A 23,177-nucleotide genomic window follows, 5' to 3' on the forward strand; every position below is an offset into this window, starting at 1 on the left:
CCGTCGCGGCGATTGGACAAACCCGTCAATGGCAACGTGCGACTGCTCCCGGCGTCACGCCATATTTCTTCCGGAACTCCCGGTAGAAGTAGGATAGGTCGTTGAAGCCGACATCATAGGCAATGGCGGCGATGCCGCTCAGCTGCGCGTCCCGGGGCGTTGCCAGCCGCGTCTTGGCGAGATCCAGCCGCCGATTGAGAAGCCGGTGGCGCGGCGTTTCGCCGAGCGGTTGGAAATGGCGTTGCAGCATGCGTTCCGACACGTTCAACCGTCGCGCCAGTTCACTGGCACCAAAGTCGGGATCGGCGCAATGCCGGTCGATCATCGTCAACGCCCGCGACAGAAGGGTTTCCGCCGATCGGACATCGCCGTTCCTTTTGCTCCCCCTGAGGTAGGCGCCCAGCAGGCACAGGAAGGCCTCGCTGAGTTGCTGCGCGACGGATGGCTCTTCCAGCAGCTTGGCGATCACCGCCCGCATGGCCAGCCACAGGGGATCATTCCGGCTGATGGCGACGCCACCCGTGCAGGCCTGGCCAAACCGATGCAGCATCTCCTCGCGCGGCATGTGAATGGAAATCTGGTTCGACCGTGCACCGTCATAGACGAAGGAGGATGGCTTGACGGAATCGACAAGGAACATGTCGCCGATTGCAAGGTCTGTCGGTCGTTCGCCCTGTTCGACGCGGCAATGGCCCTCGTCCTGGATCAGCAGGAACAGATGCTCGCCCGGGTCCTGCCGGATCGCGCGCGCCCCGCGTTGGACATGGCGTGCATCGAGCGCGACGATCGCCGTATCGAAGAAACCGACGCGGCGCGTGGCGACATCCCCAGCCACCAAGCCGGCACGCGTCATCGGCTCCAGATCGAAGGCGCCGCAGGTTTTCCGGATTTCGGCCTGCAAGAGTTCCACCGCCATTGGCCTGTGGGTCGGCGTCATCAAGGGCTGCATCGTTCCCTCCCTAGAGCAAAGTGCGATTTCTTCTAATCGCACTTTCTCTCTATCTCTTTGTTTTGTCGCGTTTTCTTCATCTAAAAGTCCAGAAACTTTCTGGAAAACGCTTCAGTATTTGTGGAATGCTCTGTTCTTGTTTTTCAGCTTCGCTCTTCCATCGCCCCAGCCCAATTGCCGGCAACGACCGCACGCCTGAGAAGGCCGCATGGTGGCTCTGCAAGACCTGCCGCCGCCAGGCGGTCGAGAGCCGCACCAACATCGGACAGGCCACGACGTTCGGCATAGTGCATCGGGCCGCCCCGCCACCGTGGAAAGCCGTAGCCATGGATCTCGACCAGATCGATGTCCGAGGCTCTGAGCGCGATCCCTTCCTCCAGGATCTTTGCCGCCTCATTCACCATCGGCAAGACGATGCAGTCGGCCACTTCGCCATCATTCCATCGTTGCTGGCGCCAACCCTTGGCCTCCTCTGCGACGACATCGTCAACCGTTCTCGACGGCTGAGGCGTGCGCGTGCCCTCGGCATAATCATACCAGCCGCCGCCCGTCTTCTGGCCAAACCGCTCCATGGCACAAAGCCTGTCTGCGATGGGTGCGAAGGGGGCCTCCCCCCTGGCGCGAGCCGCGCGGCGCTGAAAGGCAGCGATGTCCAGGCCGCCAAGATCCTGCGCCTCGAAGGGGCCCATGGGCAGCCCGAAGACACGCATGGCGGCATCCACCATCTGGGGCGTCGTGCCGGACAGGAGAAGCCGCTCGGCTTGGGCGCGCATGACTTTCAAGATCCTGTTGCCGATGAAACCGTCGCAGATGCCGGCCCGCACGGGGATCTTGCCCAGCACGCGTGCCAGGGCAAAGCTGGTGGCCAACACAGCAGGCGCCGTCGCATTCGTCGGCACGATCTCCAGCAGCTTCATGACATGGGCCGGGCTGAAGAAGTGCAGCCCGAGGAACCGCTCCGGCCCGGCAATGCCGTCTGCTATTCTTTCGGGATCGAGATAGGAGGTGTTGGTTGCAAGCACGGCATCCGCGCGGCAGACGCGCGCGAGTTCGATGAAGACCCTGCGCTTGACGTCGAGATCTTCGAACACGGCCTCCACGACGAGGTCGACATCGGCAAGAGCGGCATAGTCCGTCGTGCCCGTCACCCCAGCAAGCCTTTCAGCCGCAGTTTCCGGGGTGATCCGGCCACGTTTGGCCGAGCTGTCGAAGATCGCGCGAAGATTGGCAAGGCCGCGTTCGACCACCTGATTGTCACGTTCGACCAGCGTGACGGGATGACCGGCATCGCGAAACGCGGCTGCAATACCTGCCCCCATCGTCCCGCCCCCGATAACGGCCACGGAGCGGATCGTACGGGGCGAAATGCCGTTCAGTTGTGGAGGACGCGGGGCCGCTCGCTCGGCGAAGAAGACATGTCTGAGCGCAGCGGCCTGTGTCGAACCGCGAAGTTCGAGAAAGGTCTCCCGTTCGAACGCCATTGCCCGGTCGAAATCCACCTCCGTGGCCCTCCTCACGCAGGCGAGTGCGCGAAGCGGTGCATCTTCCCGTTTAGCGCGGGCACCGACGGCTCCTGCCGCCGTTTCCCAGAAGTCCTCGTCGACGGCCCGCACATCTCGCTCGCGAAGTGGGAGCGGCAAGGATTGCTGTACTGCTGTTCGGGCAAAGTCGACGGCGCCGCTTTCGAGATCTCCGTCGATGATCGCATCGACCAGGCCCTGCTGGCATGCCTTCGGCGCAGCGACCGGGGTTCCGGTCGTGACCATATCGACAGCGAACGCCGGATCAATCACACGCGGAAGGCGGACTGTGCCGCCGGCGCCCGGCACGATGCCGAGCCGCACCTCGGGCAATCCCAGGCTCGCGGGAGCGGAAGCTACCCGAAAGCGGCAGCCGAGCGCGACCTCCAGCCCTCCTCCGAGTGCACTGCCGTGAATCGCCGCGACCCAAGGCTTGAATGCGGCTTCGATCCGCGCAACGAGGTCCGGGAGATGTGGCGGAAGCGGAGGCTTGCCGAATTCGCCGACGTCCGCACCGGCAATGAAGGTGCGCCCCGCACAGATCAGAACAACCGCCCGCACCGCACCGTCGGCGTCCAGCGCTTCGGCGGCTTGCCATAGATCCTGGCGTAGCCTCTGCGAGAGAGCATTCACGGGAGGATTGTCGACTGTGACGATGGCAATCTCGCCATCGCGCGTGATGGATACGGTCATCGGCTGGATCCAAGGTGAGTATAACGAATTCGCACATCGACGATCTGCCTACCGACTGATCCATCGGGCAACCAAGCATGGTACGGTCGTTGTCTGCGGTCGTGCACTTTTGCAAGAGCGCGGACAACGGTGTTCGATCCGCTGTTACGGACTGGCGGACCACCGCCTCTATCCGGACCGCGAAGGCCCCTGCCCTTCGAAATTTCGGGACCGCCGCGATCCTGCTCCGCGTCCAAGGCCCTGCCGCGCATAGGTCGGCAGCGGTCAAACCAGGCGTTCATCACATTGTCCTCCCGAGACGCAGCTTTATAATTGACCGGCCGGTCGGTATATGCAAGAGTTTTGTGAACCGCCGCTCGTTACGGTGGAACTGGAGGAAACATGGTTGCATCGGACACCGTCCTGGTGGCGTTTGGCGATGGCGTCCTGCGTCTGACGCTCAACCGGCCGGACAAGCTCAACGCCTTCAATGAGGAGATGCATCGGGCGCTGCGCGCCGGCTTCGAGCGGGCCCATGAGGATGCCTCGGTTCGCGCCGTGCTGCTCACCGGTGCCGGCCGTGGCTTCTGCGCCGGGCAGGATCTCGGCGATCGCGATCCACGCAAAGGCGGCGCGCCTCCTGATCTCGGACAAACTATCGAGGTCTACTACAACCCATTGGTCCGCCTCATTCGCAGCCTTGAGAAGCCGGTGATCTGCGCCGTCAATGGCGTGGCAGCCGGTGCGGGCGCAAATATCGCCTTCGCCTGCGACATTACGATAGCCGCGCGTTCGGCGCGGTTCATCCAGGCCTTTGCGAAGATCGGTCTCATCCCGGACTCGGGCGGAACGTGGAGCCTGCCACGCCTGCTCGGAGAGGCTCGCGCCAAGGCACTGGCGCTGACAGCCGAACCGCTGGACGCGCAAACGGCAGCGAGTTGGGGCCTGATCTGGAGGGTCTGCGATGACGACGCATTGTTCGACGAGGCGGTCGCCCTCGCAAGCAGGCTGGCAGCAGGGCCGACGAAAGGCCTGGGCATGACCAAGCGCGCAATTCAGGCGGCGGCAACCAATTCGCTGCACCAACAATTGGAACTGGAACGCGACCTCCAGCGTGAGGCTGGGCATAGCGCCGACTATGCCGAAGGCGTTGTCGCATTCTTGGAAAAACGCAAGCCGGGGTTCCAAGGACAATGACAACAGCGGATGTTTCGACGGCACAGGAACTCGCCAAAGCCTGTGCCGATGCCATGTGGGAAGAAGACGCCGCGACCCGTCACCTCGGCATTGCGATGGAACGCGTGGCACCGGGTATGGCGGTGCTGTCGATGACGGTTCGTCCTGAAATGACGAATGGCCACCGAACCTGCCACGGCGGCTATATTTTTGCGCTGGCCGACTCCACCTTTGCCTTTGCCTGCAACAGCTACGATCAGCGCACCGTCGCTCAACACTGTTCGATTACCTACATTGCGCCCGCCTTTGCCGGAGATTGCTTGACGGCGACAGCGCGCGAGGTTTCGCGCCGGGGACGCAGTGGCCTCTATGACATCAACATCACCAACCAAAACGGCGACCATATCGCTGAATTTCGCGGCCATTCGCGCACCATCAAGGGCACCCTGTTGCCAGGGCGGGAATAGGCCTGCGGTCGAAAATCTCGGAGGAAACGACAAATGGAAGACCTGGCCCCTCGTCCCGGCGATCTTGACGCCATCGAGACTGCCTCGCGTGACGAGATCACCGCCCTTCAGCTCAGACGCCTGAAGTCGACGCTCGACCATGCCTACCGGAATTCGCCTCACTACAAAGCCACCTTCGCCGCGGCTGGCGTTCATCCCGACGATCTGAAAACGCTGGCGGATCTGTCGAAGTTTCCCTTCACGGTCAAGAAGGATCTGCGCGACACCTATCCTTTCGGCATGTTCGCGGTCCCACGCGAGAGACTGGCACGCATTCATGGCTCCTCCGGTACGACCGGAAAACCAACGATTGTCGGCTACACCGCAAATGACATCGAGATGTGGGCCACCTGCGTGGCGCGATCGATCCGCGCGGGCGGCGGACGGGCCGGCGATATCTGCCATGTCGCCTATGGCTACGGCCTGTTCACCGGCGGCCTCGGCGCGCATTATGGCGCCGAGAGACTGGGCTGCACCGTCGTGCCGATTTCCGGCGGCATGACCGAACGCCAGGTCACCTTGATCCAGGACTTCAAGCCACGGATCATCATGGTGACGCCATCCTATATGTTGTCGATTCTCGAGGAGTTTCGGCGCCAGGGCCTCGACCCGCGCTCGTCCTCGCTCGCTGTCGGCATTTTCGGCGCGGAACCATGGACGAATGCCATGCGTAAGGAGATCGAACAGGACTTCGACATGCATGCCGTCGACATCTACGGTCTTTCAGAGGTGGTCGGCCCCGGTGTCGCCAGCGAATGTGTGGAAACCAAGGATGGCCTGCACGTCTGGGAAGATCATTTCTACCCGGAAATCATCGACCCGGAAGCCGGCGAGGTATTGCCGGATGGCGAGATCGGAGAACTGGTCTTTACATCGCTCACCAAGGAAGCGCTGCCGATCATCCGCTATCGGACGCGTGACCTGACCCGGCTTCTGCCCGGCACGGCTCGATCGATGCGCCGCATCGAGAAGATCACCGGCCGCTGCGACGACATGATGATCCTGCGCGGCGTCAATGTCTTTCCGACCCAGATCGAGGAGCAATTGCTGAAATGTACGGGGTTGGCCCCGCAATTCCTGATCGAGCTGACACGCAAGGGCCGCATGGACGAAATGGTCATTCATGTAGAAGCGATGCCGCAGGCAGCCAATTCCGACGCCCGGCTGGCCGCGGCGAAGGATCTGGCACACCGTATCAAGAGCGTGGTCGGCGTCAGCACGAAAATCCTGGTTGGCGATCCAAACTCCCTCCAGCGTTCGGAAGGCAAGGCTAAACGCGTGATCGACAACAGGCCGAGGGAATAAGGCCGCTGGATTGGCTCATTCTTTGAAACGACTGAACGGCACCGGCGGGCTGGCCCGATAGCCAGACTTGCATCGCCCGACAAAAGCATGGTCGATGTTCACGACGGAGGAGGAGCACATCGACGACATTGATTCGGCGGAATAGAACGTCGGCAGCGATTGCAGGTGAAGGATACGAGACATGGCGCGAACAAGGGCGGCCGATTTCGACGACAAGCGCCGCAGCATTCTTGAAAGCGCAGCTGCCGTCTTCGCCAAGCTCGGCATGGAGCGAGCGTCGATGGCGCAGATCGCCCAGGAAAACAATGTCTCCAAAGCGTTGCTCTACCATTACTATCCGAGCAAGGAGTTGCTGATCTTCGACATCGGTCGCACCCATCTCGTCGAACTAGAGGCCGCGATCAGCAAGACCGACGATCCGGCCCTGGAGCCGCGCCAGCGTCTTCGCAATCTGATCGGCAGCGTCCTGGAGAACTACCGGTCGGCTGCGGATTTTCATCAAGTGCTTCTCAATGCGACGGGATCGCTGCCCGATAGGCAGCGTGCGGAACTCCAGCAGATGGAGCGCCGTATCGTGAAAGCCTTTTCGGACGTGCTGATCGAAATCAATCCGGCGTTGGCGAAGAGCAAAGCGGGCGTCACGCCGGTTACCATGTCCCTCTTCGGTATTTTGAATTGGGTCTATACCTGGTTCAAACCGAGTGGAGCGCTGAACCGCGACGGCTATGCCGACATGGTCACCACGCTCTTTCTGAACGGCGCAGAGTCGCTTGGCCGCTAAGGCATCGACGAGGCGAGAAGCGATTTCGAAGCCACCTCTTCGCCCCTGCGCATTACACCTGCCTGCTCGAACTCGATCTCACAGGGTCTTGGCTACCATGGTCAGGACATCATATTGGGCGACCACCTCTGCATCCTGGTTCGATACCATGCAATCCCAGCGCACTTCGCCATAATCTTCGGTCTGGCGAGGATTGATCTGCTTGCAGGTCAAGGTCACCCGCAGCGTGTCCCCCGGATTGACCGGCTTGAGGAAACGCAGACTGTCGACGCCATAATTGGCGAGTACCGGTCCCGGCGCCGGATCGACGAAAAGGCCCGCCGCGAAGGACACGATCAGATAACCATGTGCCACGCGCCCGTCGAAGAAGGGATTGGCCTTGGCAGCGGCCTCATCCATATGGGCATAGAAGGTATCGCCGGTGAAACTGGCGAAATGCTCGATGTCCTCCAACGTTACGGTACGGGCAGCTGTGACCATCTGGTCGCCGATTTCCAGTTCAGCCAGCGATTTGCGGAACGGGTGAACACTGTCCTGCTTCACCTTGGCGCCCTGCATCCAGCGGCCGGTCACTTCGGAAAGCAGCCAGGGGGCCGCCTGCACGGCGGTACGCTGCATATAGTGCTTCACAGAACGCATGCCGCCGAGTTCCTCGCCGCCACCGGCGCGTCCGGGTCCGCCATGCACCAGCCCAGGCAATGGCGAACCGTGACCCGTCGAGGATTTGGCGCTGGCCCGATTGCCGATCAGCAGGCGGCCGTGCCACGGCCCCAGCGCCTGTACGGCCTCGCGCGCGAATACGGGATCGTTGGTGAATACCGAGGCAACCAGGCTGCCCTTGCCGCGCCGGGCCAGCGCGGCCGCATCCTCGATGGTCTCGTAGGGCATGATCGTGCTGACGGGGCCGAACGCTTCCACATCGTGAACCGCCTGCGCCGAGGCCGGCTTGTCACAATAGAGCAGCACCGGATTGAGGAAGGCGCCTGCCTCGGCGTCACCCGATATGATGGTCGGCCGGTCGGGATCGCCGATGACGATCTCGGCATCGCGCTGCAGGTCCTTGATGCGCTGGCGCACCTCGTCGCGCTGTGCCAAGCTCGCGAGGGGGCCCATCCTGGCCGTATCCTCGGCCGGATTGCCAACGGCCGTCTTCGCTAGCCTGTCGCCCAGCGCCTTGACCAGTGCCTCGACACTGCGGTGCGGCGCGAACACGCGGCGGATTGCCGTGCATTTCTGGCCGGCTTTCACCGTCATTTCGCGTGCGACCTCCTTCACGAACAGGTCGAATTCCTCGGTGCCGGCCACGGCATCAGGGCCGAGGATCGCGGCATTGAGAGAATCCGCCTCCATGGTGAAGCGTACCGAATTTTCCACGATCGAAGGATGCGATCTCAGCTTTCGGCCGGTCGCTGCCGAGCCGGTAAACGTCACGACGTCCTGGCAGTCGACATGATCGAGGAGATCTCCAACCGAGCCGCTGATCAGTTGCAGCGCGCCTTCCGGCAGGATGTTCAGGGCGATGATACGGCGCACCATCAGTTCAGTCAGATAGGCGGTCTGGCTGGCTGGCTTGATGATCGCCGGCATGCCGGCGAGCAGGGTCGGTGCGAGCTTTTCGAGCATGCCCCAGCATGGGAAGTTGAAGGCATTGATGTGAATCGCCACGCCTTCCAGCGGCGTCAGGATGTGCTGGCCGGAGAAGCTATTGTCACGCGACAGGGCTTCCACCTCCCCATCAATGAGCGTGCGCGCATTCGGCAGCTCGCGCCGGCCCTTGGAGGCGTAGGATAGCAGCGTGCCGATGCCGCCCTCGATGTCGATCCAGCTATCGGTACGGGTCGCGCCGGTTGCGGTCGACAGTGCGTAGAATTCTTCCTTGGCTTCCATCAGCGCCTGCCCGAGCGCCTTCAGCATCAGGGCCCGTTCATGGAAGCTCATCTTGCGCAGGGCCGGCCCGCCGGTGCGGCGGCCGTGATCGAGCATGGCCTTCATGTCGAGGCCGCTGGCATCGATATGGGCAACCACGTTGCCGGTCGCTGCGTCGAGCAGCGCCACCGCCTTGCCGGCGCCGCGCAGCCATTGCCCCGCAACATAGGACTCCAGTTGTCGGCTCGTGATCACGGGTGCGTTCATCGCAATTACTCTTCGGTTTGGGGGCGAATGCGAAAGGTCGATCGGAGGGCGCTCAGGCCAATCCGATGTCATGGAGCAGCACGCTCACCTGGCGCTCCCACTCGCTGGCGAGGTCGGGATTGCTCGTGCGGCGCAAGCCAAATTTCTTCTGCGTTTCGAAATGCGCGGAAGTCCCGCTGCCGAAGCTCGCCGCGACGCGCGGTCTCCAATAGGCGATCGAGGCCTCGACCGCCGGTCTGGCGGATCGGTCCTCCAGGATCTTGCGCAAGCCTTCCTCGCCAAGTTCCATGTGCCGGCGCTCTCGCGGCGCGACGGTGCGGAAGATCTCTGCCAGCGGCTGATAGGACAGTCTCGAAAACTCACCGAGCTGGATGACCACGGCGCGGCCCATCAGCACGTTCATCACCACCGCATCGGTCCAGCCTTGCAGCGGATAGTGCAACACGGCAAGCCGCATGTCCGAACCATGACGCGCGGCCCCCAGATCCCTGTCGCGCGCCACGCGCTTGGTCCAGGGATGGTGGTTGGCATAGCGCGAGACGTCGGCACCGAACTCGCCCATGATCTCCAGCACGCGCTCGGCATGATCGAGTTTCTCCAGCACAATGCGCGAGGCGGCAATGCGCTCCTTGATGCCTGGTCCTAGATTGACGACATCGGCGAAACCCGCGGCCCCGGCCAGTTCGCTGTCGACGAAGGTCGCCATCAATCTGAGCAACTCGCCACGATAACGCGGCGGCGCGTTTTCAGGCGTCGTCAGCATGCCTCCCTGCGCCAGATAGCTCTCCAGCGGCATGGGGGCGGCGATGTCGGCCGGCTCATTGGTCATAGCTCACCACCACATTGTCGCTAAGCGGGAAGCATTGACAGGTGAGCACATAGCCGCGCCGCACTTCGTAGTCTTCGAGAGCATGATTGGTTTCCATTTCGACCTCACCCTCGAGCACCATCGCCCGGCACGTCGAGCAGACCCCTGCCTTGCAGGCATAGGGTGCGTCGAGATTGGCGCCCAGCGCCGCATCGAGAATGGTCTGGCCCTTCTTCGGCATCTCGATCACGCGGGTCGAGCCGTCGAGCGTGATCGTGGCCTTGCAGGTCTCCGCCCTGGCGCCATCGGCCGCGGCCTTGACGGTAGGCGCCGCCCGACGCGGAGCCGAGGCGAACAGTTCGAACTTGATCTGGTCATCGCGCAGCCCGTGCTCGCGCAGCGATGCGGCGATGGCCAGCATCATCGGCTCGGGTCCGCAGATGAAGGTCATGTCGACGCTGTCGATGTCGATCCAGCTCTTGAATAGCCGGGTACATTTGTCAGCGTCGATGCGGCCGGAAAAGAGGTCGATGTCCTGCGACTCGCTTTCCAGCACATGGATCACGTTGAACCGCCCGAGATGCATGCTTTTGATGTCCTCGAGTTCCTCTCGGAACATGATCGAATTGATCGAGCGGTTGCCATAGATCAGTGTGAAGCGAGACCTGGGTTCGCGCGCCAGCGTCGTCTTGATGAGCGACAGCACCGGCGTGATGCCGCTCCCGCCGGCAAAGCCGAGATAATGTCGCCCGCATTCGGGCTGCAGCGGCACGTGGAAGGCACCCATCGGCGGCATCGCCTCCAGCGTGTCGCCGGGCTTCAGCCCCTCATTGGCCCAGGTGGAGAAGGCGCCGCCGTCGACGCGCTTGATGCCGACCTTGAGCACACCCTCGTCCTTGCCAGCGCAGATGGAGTAGGAGCGGCGCAGTTCCTCACCGTCGAAAGAGCGGCGAAAGGTCAGATATTGGCCTTGGGTGAAATCGAACGCCGCCCGATGCTCTTCGGGAGGTACGAGTGTGACCACCACCGCATCACGTGTCTCGCGGCGAACGTCGGCGACTTTGAGTGACAGGAAGCGGGCCATCGGTCCCTCAAATGCTCTTGAAATAGTCGAAGGGTTCGAGACATTCGGTGCAGCGGAAATGCGCCTTGCACGGCGTCGAGCCGAATTGGCTGATACGTTCCGTCCGTGTGGAGCCACAGCGTGGGCACGAGACCTCGCGAGGCTGCAGGGATCCTGCACACGCCGCTGTTCCCTCGACGGGCGGCGCAATGCCGTAGGCCGACAGCTTGTCTCGGCCTTCGGTGCTGATCCAGGCCGTCGTCCAGGCTGGCGAAAGCTGGCGCTTGAGCCGGAGCTTGGCGATACCTCTCGCGCGCAGATGGCGGTCGATCTCGAAATTGATGACACTGGTCGCCGGGCAGCCGGAATAGGTTGGCGTCACGGTCACTTCCAGTGTGTCGCCAGCCCAGGCCACCTGGCGGATGATGCCGAGATCGGTCAGCGAGATCACCGGGATCTCGGGGTCGGGAATTTCCGAAAGCCACGACCAGACGCGCGCCTCGGACGGGTGAATCGGTTCGCCCGTTCCGGACGCCGCGTCGTAACGGGCCGCGGGCACGACCGGCACGGGGTGTGGTTCAGGCATCGCCGCACCTCACCAATTCGCGCCGGGATAGGCGCGCTGCAGGAACTGCATTTCAGCCAGGATGTAGCCCAGATGCTCGGAGTGCACGCCGCGCTTGCCACCCTTGTGGGCGTATGACTTCTCTGGCGCCTTCAGCGTCGCGTCGGCGAGCGTGCGGCCCACATGCTGATCCCAGGCCGCGCGCAGCGATTCCGGCGCCGGTGCGACGCCGCTCGATGCCAGCTCTTCGTCAACCGCATCACTCAGGAACATCTCGCCGGCATAGGGCCATAGGACATCGAGCGCGGACTGCATGCGCGCATGGCTTTCTTCGGTGCCATCCCCCAGACGCACCACGAGGTCGGCGCTGCGGTCGAGATGATAGGTGGCTTCCTTGGAGGCCTTTTCGGCGATCTCGGCGACCCGCCTGTCGCTCGACGTCATCAGCGCTTTCAGCATCGGCAAGTGCCAGGCATCGAACAGATATTGCCGCATGATGGTGCGGCCGAAATCGCCGTTCGGCTGCTCGACCAGCAGCAGGTTGCGGTAGGCCGACGCGTCGCGCAGATAGGCTAGAGTATCGGGCGTGCGGCCCTTGCCTTCGGCCTCTGCGGCCAAGCCCAGCCAGAGCTGCGTCTGGCCGATCAGATCGAGCGCCGTGTTGGCCAGCGCGATATCTTCCTCGAGCGCGGGCGAATGACCGCACCATTCGGAATTGCGGTGTCCGAGGATCAGGCAGGTGTCGCCCATCCTGAGCGCAAACTCGGCCAGCACCGGCAAGCCGGAGGAAACGTGCGCCATCACATATGCCCCACTTCATCCGGCACGTCGAAGAAGGTCGGGTGCCGATAGACTTTCGAATTGGCGGGATCGAATAGCGGACCTTTCTCGGAGGGAGCGCTGGCCACGACGTCGGAGGAACGCACCACCCAGATGCTGATGCCCTCATTGCGGCGGGTATAGACGTCGCGCGCATTGTGGATCGCCATTTCGGCGTCGGGCGCGTGAAGGCTTCCGACATGCCGGTGGTTCAGACCGTGCTGACCGCGGATGAAGACTTCCCACAAAGGCCATTCTTTGGACATTTGGGTCACTCCTATTGACGAGTTGCCGACGTCATTGGTGATCATTCCGCCGCGATCTTGGCGGCCTGCCGGCGTTGCGCCTGCTTGCCTGCATGGGCCGTCAATCCGTCGCGGAACCAGGCGCCGTCGTCCCAGGCCTTACGGCGCGCCTCCAGGCGCTCCCGGTTGCACGGGCCGTTGCCGGCGATGATTTCAAAGAATTCGTTCCAGTCCGGCTCGCCGAAATCGTAGCCGCCCTTCTCCTCGTTCCATACGAGCTTGGGATCGGGGATGGTCAGGCCGAGGAACCTGGCCTGCGGCACGGTCTGGTCGACGAATTTCTGGCGCAGTTCGTCATTGGAATCCTGCTTGATGTTCCAGGCCATCGACTGCGCTGAATGCACCGAATCCGTGTCGGAAGGACCAAACATCATCAGCGATGGCCACCACCAACGGTTCAGCGCATCCTGCGCCATCGCCTTCTGCTCCGGCGTGCCCTTGCACAATACCGCGAGGATGTCGAAGCCTTGGCGCTGGTGGAAGCTCTCTTCCTTGCAGATGCGGACCATGGCGCGCGCGTAGGGCCCGTAGGAGCAGCGCTGCAGCGGCACCTGGTTCATGATCGCCGCGCCGTCCACGAGCCAGCCGACGGCGCCGATATCGGCCCAGGTCAGTGTCGGGTAGTTGAAGATCGAGGAGTATTTGGCCTTGCCGGAATGCAGTTGCTCATACATCTCGTCGCGGCTGACGCCGAGGGTCTCGGCGGCGCAGTAGAGATAGAGCCCGTGGCCGGCCTCATCCTGTACCTTGGCGAGCAGGATCGCCTTGCGCTCCAGTGTCGGCGCGCGGGTAATCCAATTTCCCTCCGGCAACTGGCCGACGATCTCCGAATGGGCGTGCTGGCTGATCTGGCGCACGAGCGTCTTGCGGTAACCCTCCGGCATCCACTCCTTCGGCTCGATCTTCTGGCCGGCATTGATGCGCTCCTGAAAGGCACGCTCGACCGGATCCATCTCGTCGAGGGCGAGGACTCGCGCGGCATCGGTCTTGACCATCTGTGCGTACATCGCGGCGTCTCCCTTTCTACGATCCGCGCGTCAGACGCGCTCGAGGATCAATGCAATGCCCTGGCCCACACCAACACACATCGTGCACAGCGCATAACGTCCGCCGGTGCGCTGCAACTGCCAAGACGCCGTGGTTGCCAACCGGGCACCACTGGCGCCCAGCGGATGGCCGATGGCGATGGCGCCGCCATTCGGGTTCACATGAGGGGCATCATCTGGCAAACCGAGTTCGCGCAGCACGACCAATGACTGGGCGGCAAATGCTTCATTGAGCTCGACCAGGTCGATCTGTCCGAGCGTCAGGCCAGCCGTTGCGAGCGCCTTGCGCACGGCGGGTACCGGACCGATGCCCATGATACGGGGAGGCACACCGGCGGCAGCCATCGCAACGACGCGGGCACGCGGCGTCAGGCCATTTGCCTTGGCGGCCGCTTCACTGGCGATGATCAGCGCCGCGGCACCATCATTGACGCCCGAAGCGTTACCGGCCGTTACCGAAAGATCGGGACCGTTGACGCCTCTCAGCTTGGCGAGCTGCTCGATTGTCCCATCGGGGCGTGGGTGTTCGTCGCGCTCGACCGCGATCGGGTCCCCCTTCTTCTGCGGCAGGCGAACCGGAACAAGCTCGTCGGCAAACCGACCCGCGATCTGCGCCGCGGCCCAGCGCTGCTGGCTGCGGAGCGCGAACATGTCCTGGTCCGCACGCGATACGCCGAAATCCGCGGCAACGTTGTCGGCGGTCTCAGGCATGGAATCGACGCCATGCACCTTCTTCATGTTCGGATTGATAAAACGCCAGCCGATCGTAGTGTCGTAGACCGCGTTGGCACGCGAAAAGGCCGTATCCGCTTTCGGCATGACGAAGGGCGCGCGCGACATGCTTTCCACGCCGCCGGCAATCATCAGACTGCAGTCCCCGGCCCGAATGGAGCGTGCGGCCAGTCCCACTGCATCGAGCCCTGAGCCACAAAGCCGGTTGACGGTGGTGCCTGGAACATCGACGGGCATGCCGGAAAGAAGCACTGCCATACGCGCAACATTGCGATTGTCCTCGCCCGCCTGATTGGCGCAGCCCAGGATAACGTCGTCGACAGCGGACCAATCCACACCATCATTGCGCTGCATCAACGCAGCCAGCGGAATCGCGGCCAGGTCGTCGGCGCGCACGCCCGCCAGCGCTCCGCCATATCGGCCAAACGGCGTACGAACGGCATCGCAGATGAAAGCGTCAGGCATCGACCCTCCGTGGCCCGGGGCATCTTAAATAATTTACCGACCGGCCGGTTATGTAATTACACCTTTTCCTGATCGAGTCAATCAGGACCGTCACCTCAGGGGTGGTCGCTGATGTCCATATCCCATGCGACCCCACCGCCTCCCCTCCGCTGTTACTCGACATACCGTTTGGCTGTTTCAGTGGCTCAGCTCGAACCATCGCAACATCGAAGCACGCATGGCGGAGCGCAGATGTGACACTTTCTGTGAAAACGTCTGTAGCCGGGTCACCGATTTCGGGCCGCAATGAAGTCGATCAAGTCGCACTCATTCGGAAAATGCCACCCGATATCGGAAGATGGCAGTCGGCGAGTGGCGGCTACTCTGGTGGCTTCCTTCGTTGAGGCAAGTGTCCCCATGGGTGGCGCGACGCTCAACACAGGCAGCTCCCGGGCCCGTGCTGAGCTGCCCGGATCGCGTAGACATATTCTCCCGGACCGCCGCCGATCACGAGAACGTCGTAGTCAAGACCCTGGTCACAGCGGCCACTCCTGCAGCGTTTTTACGAAATGACTCAGCCATGCGTTCGTCTGGTGCCCGTCAAGCGAACGATGATCGATGGTCAGCGACACGTAGGCCATCGGCCGGATCACCAGCGCATCGCTGCCGTCGATCTCGCGTACTACGGCACGCTTTTGCAGCGCGCCGACGCCTAGGATGGCCGACTGTGGCTGATTGATTATGACGGGTGTCGCCACCAGGGAGCCGGAGACACCATGGTTCGAGATGGTGAATGTTCCGCCGCGCATATCGGCCGGGGACAATTTGCCGTCACGGGCACGGAGGGTCAGGTCCTGGAGCCCGCGGGCAATGCCCTCCAGGGCCAGATCCTGAACTTGATGGATCACCGGCACGACCAGCCCCTTGTCGCCCAGTGCCGTGCCAATACCAATATTCACATCATCGAAGATTTCGAGCGCATCGTCGTGCCAATGGCTGTTGACCTCCGGCACCGCACGCATGGCGGGGACGCAAGCGGCTGCGATATAGGCGGTATAGGACAGATTGATGCCGTCTTCGGCTAACCGCCGCTTGTGATGGTTGCGGTGGCGAATGATGGCGCTGAAATCAGCCTCGAACACAGCCGTCACATGAGGCGCGGCCGCAACCGAGCTCGCCATATGCTGAGCAATGGCAAGCCGCATCGGCGAATGTGGAACTCTACGGGACCCTGCCGGTGTGGACGCTTTCGCGCTCGCCGGTCGCGGCTGGGAAACTATCGGTGCAATCATGGTCTGTTGTGGCTCGGCCGCCCTCCTGTCTGCCGTGAGCCCTCGCTCCGCGACGGCGGTCTCCATATCGGCGCGTGTGACGCGCCCGCCCTTGCCCGTTCCGGGGATATTCGCCGGGTCGATGCCATATTGCTCAGCCGCGCGACGCACTGCCGGCGAATAGCGGATTGCCCCGTCCCCCGCTGCAGCCGGGACAGCCGTTTGGGTTGGACGGGGCTCGGCGGATGGGGAGGACGCCTCTCCGATAGTTACCCGGGCCAGCACCGCTCCCGGAATGGCGATCTCGCCCGTATCGAGTACGATTTCCGACAGCACGCCGGCGACAGGCGAAGGAATTTCCTGCGTGACCTTGTCTGTCTCCAATTCTACCAGCGGTTCGTCGATCGCGATCTCGTCGCCGCTTTTTTTCAACCAGTTGGCAACGATGGCCTTTGTGCCTTCGTGTTCCGGAGGAACGCAGATGTCGATGACCTCGGCCATGATCAGAACTCCAAAAGCTCGGTGATGCGCTCGCGGATGCGCGCTACCGATGGAACCGCCCATTCGAGCAGTTCGAGATTATGAGGGCTCGGGATGTCGGGCATGGTAAGACGCGAGACAGGCGCATCCAGATCCATGAAAGTCTCGTCGGCGACGACGGCCGCTATCTCGGCGCCGAAACCGCCGGTGGACAAGTCCTCATGAACGATCAGGCAGCGACCCGTGCGTCTCACGGAATCCAGCACCGACTGACAATCCCAAGGCATCAGAGTGCGCAGATCGATCACGTCTGCGGAGATGCCCTCGGTAGCCTCCTGACAACGATTGACCATGGCGCCCCAGGTGACGATCGTGATGTCTTTGCCGCTCCGGACGAAATCTGCCTTGCCAAAGGGCAGGACAAAATCATCTCCGGGATAGGGCCGGCGCGCCCAGCTATGATCCAACATTTCCCGATGCTCGAAGAAGATGACAGGATCGTTGCCCCGCAATGCGGCACGCAACAGTCCAACGGCATCGCGCGCGTTGGAGGGCACGGCCACCTTCCAGCCGGGCTGGTGGACGAAGGCCACCTCGTTTGTCTGGCTATGCCAGGGATCGCCGCATTTGAAGAAGCCGCCCGGCATGCGTACCACCATAGGAGCGGCGAAGCGGTTGTTGGTACGCCAGCGAATCGTACCGCAATCGTTGATCTGTTCGGTTGCCGGCTCTGCATATTTGCGGAACTGGATCTCCGGTACGGGTAATAATCCGGCAAGCGCCATGCCCACGGCCCGGCCGATTATGCCTTCCTCAGAGAGCGAGGTGTCGAAGACACGGCCAGTGCCGAATTTTTCCTGCAGACCAAGCGTTGCGGCATGAACGCCGCCCTTTGTGCCGATATCCTCGCCGAACAGGACCACACGCTCATTGATCGTCAGTTCGTGCTCGAGGGTGCGCCGGATGGCCGTGACCATGTTGATGCGCTGCCCCTTGTCGGCTGGTCTGTCGGTACTTGGGGGCACTCTATAGCCGGCACGATGCTGGCCTCCCATCGCCTGCATTTCGCCCTCGTAGAAGACGTTTCGCATTACGGTCTCGGGCTTCGCAGACGGGCGCGCTTCCGCCACCTCCAGCGCCGCTTCAACGGCGCTTTCGGCATCAGCGGACACGGTCTTCCATTCCTCTTCGCTCATGATGGCAGGCACGAGATATTCCTTCAGCCGCGGCAATGGATCGCGCCTCCATTCCGCTGCCACGATTTCCTCCGACTTGTACGTTTGGGTGTCCTGAAAGCTGTGGCCTTGGAGGCGAGGCACCGTCAGATGCAGCATCGCCGGGGTCCGGGTCTCGCGCACATGGGCTATGGCCTGGTGGGACAAACGTGCGGCCTCGGCCGGATCCGTGCCGTCGCCTGAAAAGATTGCCAACCCCTGCCAGGAGGAGAGGTTCGCCGCGATGTCCCCCCCGGGCGTCTGGAACGTCGAGGGAACCGATATGCCATATCCGTTGTCCTCCACGTAAAACAACATCGGCAGACCTTCCGTCGTGGCAATCGTAAGTGCTGCCCAGAAGCCGTTGGAGGCAACCGACCCGTCACCTCCAAGAACCACGGCGATCGCACGTTCGTATTCAGGCCTGTGCAAGGTCTCGCTGTAATAGCGGATGGCTTGCGCCCATCCCGCCGTCGGCGTGTACTGTGTACCGACGCCGCCGCACATCGGCAGCGCGGAGGCTCCTGTCGGATTGGGATAGTTGAAGACGACTCCGATGTCGCGACCGTCGGAGTAGCCACCCGACCGCCCCATGGCGGATCCTAGCGCATCCGCAGGATCGACACCCAGTGTAAGCAGCAGGGGACGAGATCGGTAGTAACCGCAAGCCGCGTCGTGTCGATCGGACAATTGCAGCCCGAGGAGTATTTGGGCCATGTCATGTCCGCGTGCGGAGAACTGATAGAGCACCTCTTTGCTCGGGACCAGTTGGGTCTCCTCCAGACTGTCGAGTGTCCTCGACAGATGCAGCAGATAGACGACACGACGCCAGTCAATCTCGGGGGCCGGCAGGACTGGCAATGAGCTGCTGAGCTGCGCTTGCGCCATCTATTTCTCCCCTGGTTCCAAACCAGAACGCCTGGGAAAGCAATCATATCTCGACAACTCAGGAAATACGTTTCATTCTCGACCGGATTTTAATGAAACTTGGTATGAGTGTTTCGATAATGCGGAGAAAGTGAATGACAGCCGCCGAGCTCGATGCGCTTGACAGACGCATTATCCGCGCCCTGCAACGCGAGGCGAACATAAGCCATGTCGTATTGGCCGAGCAGATCGGAAGCTCCCCTGCATCATGCTGGCGCAGGATCAAGAAGCTTGAGGAAATTGGGGTTCTGGGGCCGACAGTGCGTCTTGTAAGCCCCGAATCTATCGGGCGGGGACAGACCGTCTTTTGCCAGATCCGGATGAAATCCCAGGATCCGGCGGCCCGCAAAAGTTTCGAGCTTTTCGTCGGAAGCTACGAAGAGGTATTGGAATGCTATGCAATGACGGGAGACTGGGATTATGTGCTGAGGCTGGCGGTCAAGGATATCAAGAACTACGAGCGCCTGCTCCTGGACGGGATCCTCGCCCACAGCTCGGTTGCGACCTCTTCGTCTCACTTCGCGCTAAAGGAGGTCAAATACACAACGATCCTGCCACCATGACGAGCATCAGGCCCTCGCACAGTCGCGCCCCAGAATCGCCTGGCAGTAGAATTTGGTGACTGATCTGGCCAGGTCGCAGTCTCGGCGGGCAAACACGTACCAGTGGTATTCAAATATAAGGACCGCCCGGGTTGATCAGACCGGGACGGTTAGCGATTTATGACCAAATTTGTTGCGGGGATCCGCAACCAGGTCTTACGCGCGCAGCGCATCACAATGGCTGAAACCGCGATTTCCCTCGGCATATTACGATAGAGGCGATTGGCCGAACCGTTCGCGCCCTAGCCGTCAAGGCCCCAAAGATCCGTGTTGCGTTTGAAATACTCAATCAGCATCTCCGTGAGCACCCGCACTTTCCGCGTGGGATGCTGACCGGGCGGGCGGACGACATAGGCGCCCCCCGGAGGTACCGGATAGCGTGTCATGATCGGGACCAGTGCGCCGGAGGCCACATATTCATGTGTGATGCAGTCGGGGAGCCAGGCGATACCGAGACCTGCCGCCGCCGCCGCGGCAAGCGCCGTGGCACTGTCGGCCTTGAACCTGCCCTGCGGCTGAACCGTGAGGATCTCATCACCATCCATGAACTGCCAGGCTTCCGTTCCCTGCATGAGGGCCTGATGGGCGGCGAGTTCGCCCGGAGTCCCGGGTGACCCGTGCACCTCGATATAATCCGGGCTTGCGACAAGCTTTCCATGGATCGGCCCGACACGCTTCGCGATCAGGTTGGAGTCCTGAAGGTAGGCGCCCCGGATCGCGCAATCGAAACCCTCTGCGATGAGATCGACGAAGCGATCGCTATAGGAAGCATGGATGTGAAGCTTCGGGTGCAGACGCGCCATTTCCGCAAGCACGGGGGCGAAGTGGGTCGCTCCGAACGTAAGCGGCATGGCAACCCTCAGGCTGCCGCGCAGCTCACCGGTGGGGAGGATCGTTTCCCGGGCCGTATCGATCTCGGCGCTGGCTCTGGCCGCGTGATCTCTGAACGTGATTCCTGCTTCTGTGAGCGCGGCTCCGCGGGTCGTTCGTGCAAGAAGCTGGACGCCAAGCTCCGCTTCAACCCGAAAGAGCCGCCGGCTGACAATCGACTTGGAGACGCCGAGCCGGCGCGCCGCCGCCGATACGCCCCCGGCATCGGCCACTGCGACGAATGTCTGTAGATCTTCGATATCCAATTCAGCGTTCCTCATTTCGCGACACAGCTTACCGAACTACGGCACTACCGCATCGGGATGGGGAACGGCAAATTGCGGCCGGCAAGCGTCGCCCGCTGGCGCATGTCTCACGCAAACCCAATGTCGCACAAAGCGGCAGCAAAGGACGCAATAATGACCTTTCGCAACGGCCTTGATTCGCTTCTTCGGCCCGAAGACTCGGTCCTCGTTCTGATCGATCATCAGCCTTACCAGCTCGCGAACCTGAACAGCCACGACCCGCATATGGTGGTCAACAATTCGACGGCTCTGGCGAAGGCCGCCAAGGCGTTCGGCGTGCCCACCATCCTGACCAGTGTGATCGCTGACCGGGGCGGCGTCATCTTCCCCCAGATCACCGATGTCTTCCCCGGTCAGGAAGTGATCGACCGGACGTTCATCAATACCTGGGAGGACCAGAAGGTTGTGGATGCGGTGAAGGCGACGGGCCGCAAGCAGCTGATCATCGCGGGCCTGTGGACCGAGATTTGCGTGGCAATGCCGACGATCCAGGCGCTCGGCGAAGGCTGGGATGTGACGGTTGTCACCGATGCGTCCGGCGGCACTTCGGTCGAGGCACACGAGGTCGCCATCCAGCGCATGATCGCGGCCGGCGCGAACATGATGACCTGGCTGGCGGTGGCTTCGGAATGGCAGCGCGACTGGGCTCGCACAGAGCATGCCGCCGAGCTTTCGGAGGTGCTTGTGCAGCATGCCGCTGGCAGCGGCATTGCCTTTCTCTGGGAGCAGCAACTGCTCAAAACGCCCGTGCCGAGCAAAGGCTGATCCGGGCCGGGATGGCGAGTTTCGATACAAATCCAGAGCGATCCGTATGTAGAGCCTCGCCAACCTCACCTCAGAGGGAAGCCTTGTGATGTCAGCGATGAATATCATCGCCGCAGCCGGAGGTCACTTCGGCACCTTAAAGAAAGGCCCCCTTGCTGATGCGTCTAATCGTTCCCCCAAGAGTAATGACGCAGTGAGAGAACCATGAAAGCAGCCATCTATGATCACCCCGGCCCGCCGGCTGTCCTTCACTACGCGGATGTGCCCGATCCGGTTTGCCCAAACGATGGCGTCCTGATCCGTGTCGAGGCTGCCGCCATCGAGGGCGGCGACCTGATCAATCGCGCGTCCACGCCTCCACCCCATCCAGCCTTCGTCGTCGGCTATGCCGCCGCTGGCGAAATCATCGCGGTCGGAGAGAAGGTGAAGAACCGTCATGTGGGCCAGAAGGTGACGAGCTTCGATCTCGCCGGGTCGCATGCGGAGTTGCGTGCCGTCGCCGTCAGCCGGACATGGCCCGTGCCGGCGGGACTCGACATCGCCGCTGCCGCAGCTCTGCCCATCGCATTCGGGACCGCTCATCACTGCCTCTTCGCTCGGGGCGGTTTGAAGCGTGGCGAAACTGTCCTCATCCAGGCGGGCGCCGGCGGCGTCGGGCTCGCCGCCATCCAGCTTGCGCATCGGGCAGGCGCAACTGTGCTTGCAACGGTCTCCGGGGCGAAGAGGGCCGAACGCCTTGTCGATCTTGGCCTCGATCATGCGATCGATCATCGCTCGGCCAACGTCGCCGATACGGTCATGCGTCTGACAGAAGGCCGTGGCGCGGATCTCGTCGTGGACCCGGTAGGAACCACCCTGCAAGGCTCCCTGTCGGCGCTCCGGCCCGAGGGGCGTTTGATAGTCGTGGGTAACGCCGGTGGCTCGCAGCTCAATATTGATCTGTGGTCGGCGCTACAGGCGAACCAATCGCTTTTCGGTGTCTTCATGGGAACGCAACTGGAAAAGCCGGATGTCTACCGCACGGTCTCCAGCATGCTGGAGCTGGCGGCAACTGGGGATCTCAAGGTGATCGTGGACAGAACGTTTCCCTTTGCGGCCGCCTCTGAAGCCCACGCCTATGCCGAAGGCCATTCCATCCTCGGGCGCGTTGTAATCGTCTCGGCCAGGCAATGAGCACGTAGGTCGGGTGAGCCATCGTCGCGCCCTCCGGGGGCCAGGGCTGCAGGATAAAATGCATCACCCTGCTTCTGTCGGGCGCGGCAAAGGCTACAGCGCGGCGGAACTCACCGAACTCATGGATTCAAACGCAAAACGTCATCGGGGCCGTAAGGCCCAGATGGCGAGCGACTTATGACAGAATTGGTTGCCTCCATCCGACCGCGGCTCCCGATGCGTTAGCGTTGTCACAGCAGCCGGCAAAGACCGCCGTCACTCGGAGAGGCAGTCGCTACCTTCTGGCATCGAGCTGATCGATGGCATGCACATTTCCGGCCGAAGGGCCTTGGGGATCGAAACTCGAGGACAGCCAGGTGTCGACGATGGCCTTGGCCAGTTCCGGACCGACGACCCGCGCACCCATGGTGATGATCTGGGCATTGTTCGACTTGGCGGCGCGTTCGGCCGAATAGGTATCATGCGTGAGGGCCGCGCGGATGCCCGGCACCTTGTTGGCGGAGATGCATACGCCGATGCCGGTGCCGCAGAACAGGATGGCGCGATCATGCTTGTGGTCGAGGACATCCTGGCCGACCTTGGCGGCGAGATCGGCATAGAAGCCCGACTGGCTGAGGTCGGTGATCTCCAGGTCCGGGCGATTGGCCAGATGCGCGGCGATGACGTCGAGCAGGGGCTTGCCCGCGCTGTCGGCTCCGAGTGCGATTTTCATGGCGGTTTTCCTTCCTTGCATAAGGGGATGGGAG

General features: G+C 62.2%; 22 protein-coding genes. 7 read left to right on the forward strand and 15 right to left on the reverse strand.

The window, feature by feature from the left end; all coding sequences use genetic code 11:
* Window positions 1–25: 25 nt before the first annotated feature.
* Complete coding sequence (locus ACN6KF_RS33145; protein ID WP_434961129.1) at window positions 26–949, reverse strand: helix-turn-helix domain-containing protein; 924 nt, start codon at window positions 947–949, stop codon at window positions 26–28.
* A gap of 143 nt (window positions 950–1,092) precedes the next feature.
* Window positions 1,093–3,162 carry a 3-hydroxyacyl-CoA dehydrogenase NAD-binding domain-containing protein gene (locus ACN6KF_RS33150; protein ID WP_434961130.1) on the reverse strand — a complete coding sequence of 690 codons (2,070 nt, stop codon included), beginning with the start codon at window positions 3,160–3,162 and terminating at the stop codon, window positions 1,093–1,095.
* Window positions 3,163–3,543: 381 nt separating this feature from the next.
* On the opposite strand from ACN6KF_RS33150, the gene paaG reads away from it, so the two are divergent.
* Genes paaG through paaK form a run of 3 tightly spaced genes read left to right on the forward strand, consistent with a single transcriptional unit; the run spans window position 3,544 to window position 6,128 of the window.
* The gene (gene paaG, locus ACN6KF_RS33155; RefSeq protein WP_434961131.1) at window positions 3,544–4,338 is read left to right on the forward strand and encodes a 2-(1,2-epoxy-1,2-dihydrophenyl)acetyl-CoA isomerase PaaG; all 795 of its coding nucleotides are present in this window, start codon (window positions 3,544–3,546) and stop codon (window positions 4,336–4,338) included.
* Window positions 4,335–4,784 (forward strand): hydroxyphenylacetyl-CoA thioesterase PaaI, encoded by a 450-nt coding sequence (gene paaI, locus ACN6KF_RS33160; protein WP_434961132.1) that lies wholly within the window; start codon window positions 4,335–4,337, stop codon window positions 4,782–4,784. Before paaG ends, paaI begins: the two co-directional genes overlap by 4 nt.
* 33 nt (window positions 4,785–4,817) lie before the next feature.
* On the forward strand, window positions 4,818–6,128 hold the full coding sequence (gene paaK, locus ACN6KF_RS33165) for a phenylacetate--CoA ligase PaaK (RefSeq protein WP_434961133.1): 1,311 nt from the start codon (window positions 4,818–4,820) through the stop codon (window positions 6,126–6,128).
* 15 nt (window positions 6,129–6,143) lie between these two features.
* On the opposite strand, the gene ACN6KF_RS33170 is transcribed toward paaK, so the two are convergent.
* Complete coding sequence (locus ACN6KF_RS33170; RefSeq protein ID WP_434961385.1) at window positions 6,144–6,395, reverse strand: hypothetical protein; 252 nt, start codon at window positions 6,393–6,395, stop codon at window positions 6,144–6,146.
* Here ACN6KF_RS33170 and ACN6KF_RS33175 point away from each other — a divergent pair.
* The gene (locus ACN6KF_RS33175; RefSeq protein ID WP_434961134.1) at window positions 6,310–6,909 is read left to right on the forward strand and encodes a TetR/AcrR family transcriptional regulator; all 600 of its coding nucleotides are present in this window, start codon (window positions 6,310–6,312) and stop codon (window positions 6,907–6,909) included. The genes ACN6KF_RS33170 and ACN6KF_RS33175 overlap by 86 nt on opposite strands.
* Window positions 6,910–6,987: 78 nt before the next feature.
* On the opposite strand, the gene paaZ is transcribed toward ACN6KF_RS33175, so the two are convergent.
* From paaZ to ACN6KF_RS33225, 10 genes are all read right to left on the reverse strand, one after another.
* The gene (gene paaZ / locus ACN6KF_RS33180; RefSeq protein WP_434961135.1) at window positions 6,988–9,042 is read right to left on the reverse strand and encodes a phenylacetic acid degradation bifunctional protein PaaZ; all 2,055 of its coding nucleotides are present in this window, start codon (window positions 9,040–9,042) and stop codon (window positions 6,988–6,990) included.
* A gap of 52 nt (window positions 9,043–9,094) precedes the next feature.
* Window positions 9,095–9,871, reverse strand: a complete 777-nt coding sequence (locus tag ACN6KF_RS33185; RefSeq protein ID WP_434961136.1) for a Phenylacetic acid catabolic protein — start codon at window positions 9,869–9,871, stop codon at window positions 9,095–9,097.
* Entirely contained in the window at window positions 9,861–10,934 is a 1,074-nt protein-coding gene (gene paaE, locus ACN6KF_RS33190) for a 1,2-phenylacetyl-CoA epoxidase subunit PaaE (protein ID WP_434961137.1), read from the reverse strand. Before paaE ends, ACN6KF_RS33185 begins: the two co-directional genes overlap by 11 nt.
* A gap of 7 nt (window positions 10,935–10,941) precedes the next feature.
* The gene (paaD, locus tag ACN6KF_RS33195) at window positions 10,942–11,499 is read right to left on the reverse strand and encodes a 1,2-phenylacetyl-CoA epoxidase subunit PaaD (protein WP_434961138.1); all 558 of its coding nucleotides are present in this window, start codon (window positions 11,497–11,499) and stop codon (window positions 10,942–10,944) included.
* A gap of 9 nt (window positions 11,500–11,508) precedes the next feature.
* Entirely contained in the window at window positions 11,509–12,258 is a 750-nt protein-coding gene (paaC, locus tag ACN6KF_RS33200; RefSeq protein ID WP_434961139.1) for a 1,2-phenylacetyl-CoA epoxidase subunit PaaC, read from the reverse strand.
* Window positions 12,259–12,278: 20 nt separating this feature from the next.
* Window positions 12,279–12,563, reverse strand: a complete 285-nt coding sequence (gene paaB, locus ACN6KF_RS33205; protein WP_434961140.1) for a 1,2-phenylacetyl-CoA epoxidase subunit PaaB — start codon at window positions 12,561–12,563, stop codon at window positions 12,279–12,281.
* A gap of 41 nt (window positions 12,564–12,604) precedes the next feature.
* On the reverse strand, window positions 12,605–13,609 hold the full coding sequence (gene paaA / locus ACN6KF_RS33210; protein WP_434961141.1) for a 1,2-phenylacetyl-CoA epoxidase subunit PaaA: 1,005 nt from the start codon (window positions 13,607–13,609) through the stop codon (window positions 12,605–12,607).
* Between the two features lie 30 nt (window positions 13,610–13,639).
* Window positions 13,640–14,845, reverse strand: coding sequence for a 3-oxoadipyl-CoA thiolase (pcaF, locus tag ACN6KF_RS33215; RefSeq protein WP_434961142.1), 1,206 nt, complete (start codon window positions 14,843–14,845; stop codon window positions 13,640–13,642).
* A gap of 515 nt (window positions 14,846–15,360) precedes the next feature.
* The gene (locus tag ACN6KF_RS33220) at window positions 15,361–16,596 is read right to left on the reverse strand and encodes a dihydrolipoamide acetyltransferase family protein (RefSeq protein WP_434961143.1); all 1,236 of its coding nucleotides are present in this window, start codon (window positions 16,594–16,596) and stop codon (window positions 15,361–15,363) included.
* A gap of 2 nt (window positions 16,597–16,598) precedes the next feature.
* Window positions 16,599–18,677 (reverse strand): alpha-ketoacid dehydrogenase subunit alpha/beta, encoded by a 2,079-nt coding sequence (locus ACN6KF_RS33225; RefSeq protein WP_434961144.1) that lies wholly within the window; start codon window positions 18,675–18,677, stop codon window positions 16,599–16,601.
* Window positions 18,678–18,811: 134 nt separating this feature from the next.
* Between ACN6KF_RS33225 and ACN6KF_RS33230 the strand changes: the two genes are divergently transcribed.
* Window positions 18,812–19,279 carry an Lrp/AsnC family transcriptional regulator gene (locus ACN6KF_RS33230; protein ID WP_434961145.1) on the forward strand — a complete coding sequence of 156 codons (468 nt, stop codon included), beginning with the start codon at window positions 18,812–18,814 and terminating at the stop codon, window positions 19,277–19,279.
* 281 nt (window positions 19,280–19,560) lie between these two features.
* Here ACN6KF_RS33230 and ACN6KF_RS33235 read toward each other — a convergent pair whose 3' ends face one another.
* On the reverse strand, window positions 19,561–20,454 hold the full coding sequence (locus ACN6KF_RS33235; protein ID WP_434961146.1) for a LysR family transcriptional regulator: 894 nt from the start codon (window positions 20,452–20,454) through the stop codon (window positions 19,561–19,563).
* A gap of 153 nt (window positions 20,455–20,607) precedes the next feature.
* On the opposite strand from ACN6KF_RS33235, the gene ACN6KF_RS33240 reads away from it, so the two are divergent.
* Together ACN6KF_RS33240 and ACN6KF_RS33245 are read left to right on the forward strand one after the other, a co-directional pair.
* A complete protein-coding gene (locus tag ACN6KF_RS33240) occupies window positions 20,608–21,258 on the forward strand; it encodes a hydrolase (RefSeq protein WP_434961147.1) in 651 nt (216 codons plus the stop codon).
* A 204-nt stretch (window positions 21,259–21,462) separates the two neighbouring features.
* Window positions 21,463–22,431 carry a quinone oxidoreductase family protein gene (locus ACN6KF_RS33245; protein WP_434961148.1) on the forward strand — a complete coding sequence of 323 codons (969 nt, stop codon included), beginning with the start codon at window positions 21,463–21,465 and terminating at the stop codon, window positions 22,429–22,431.
* A gap of 274 nt (window positions 22,432–22,705) precedes the next feature.
* Here the strand turns inward: ACN6KF_RS33245 and derI are convergent, their stop codons facing one another.
* A complete protein-coding gene (gene derI / locus ACN6KF_RS33250; protein WP_434961149.1) occupies window positions 22,706–23,143 on the reverse strand; it encodes a D-erythrulose-4-phosphate isomerase in 438 nt (145 codons plus the stop codon).
* Window positions 23,144–23,177: the final 34 nt, after the last annotated feature.

The sequence above is a fragment of the Labrys methylaminiphilus subsp. lupini genome (assembly GCF_051161885.1).
Classification (GTDB): domain Bacteria; phylum Pseudomonadota; class Alphaproteobacteria; order Rhizobiales; family Labraceae; genus Labrys.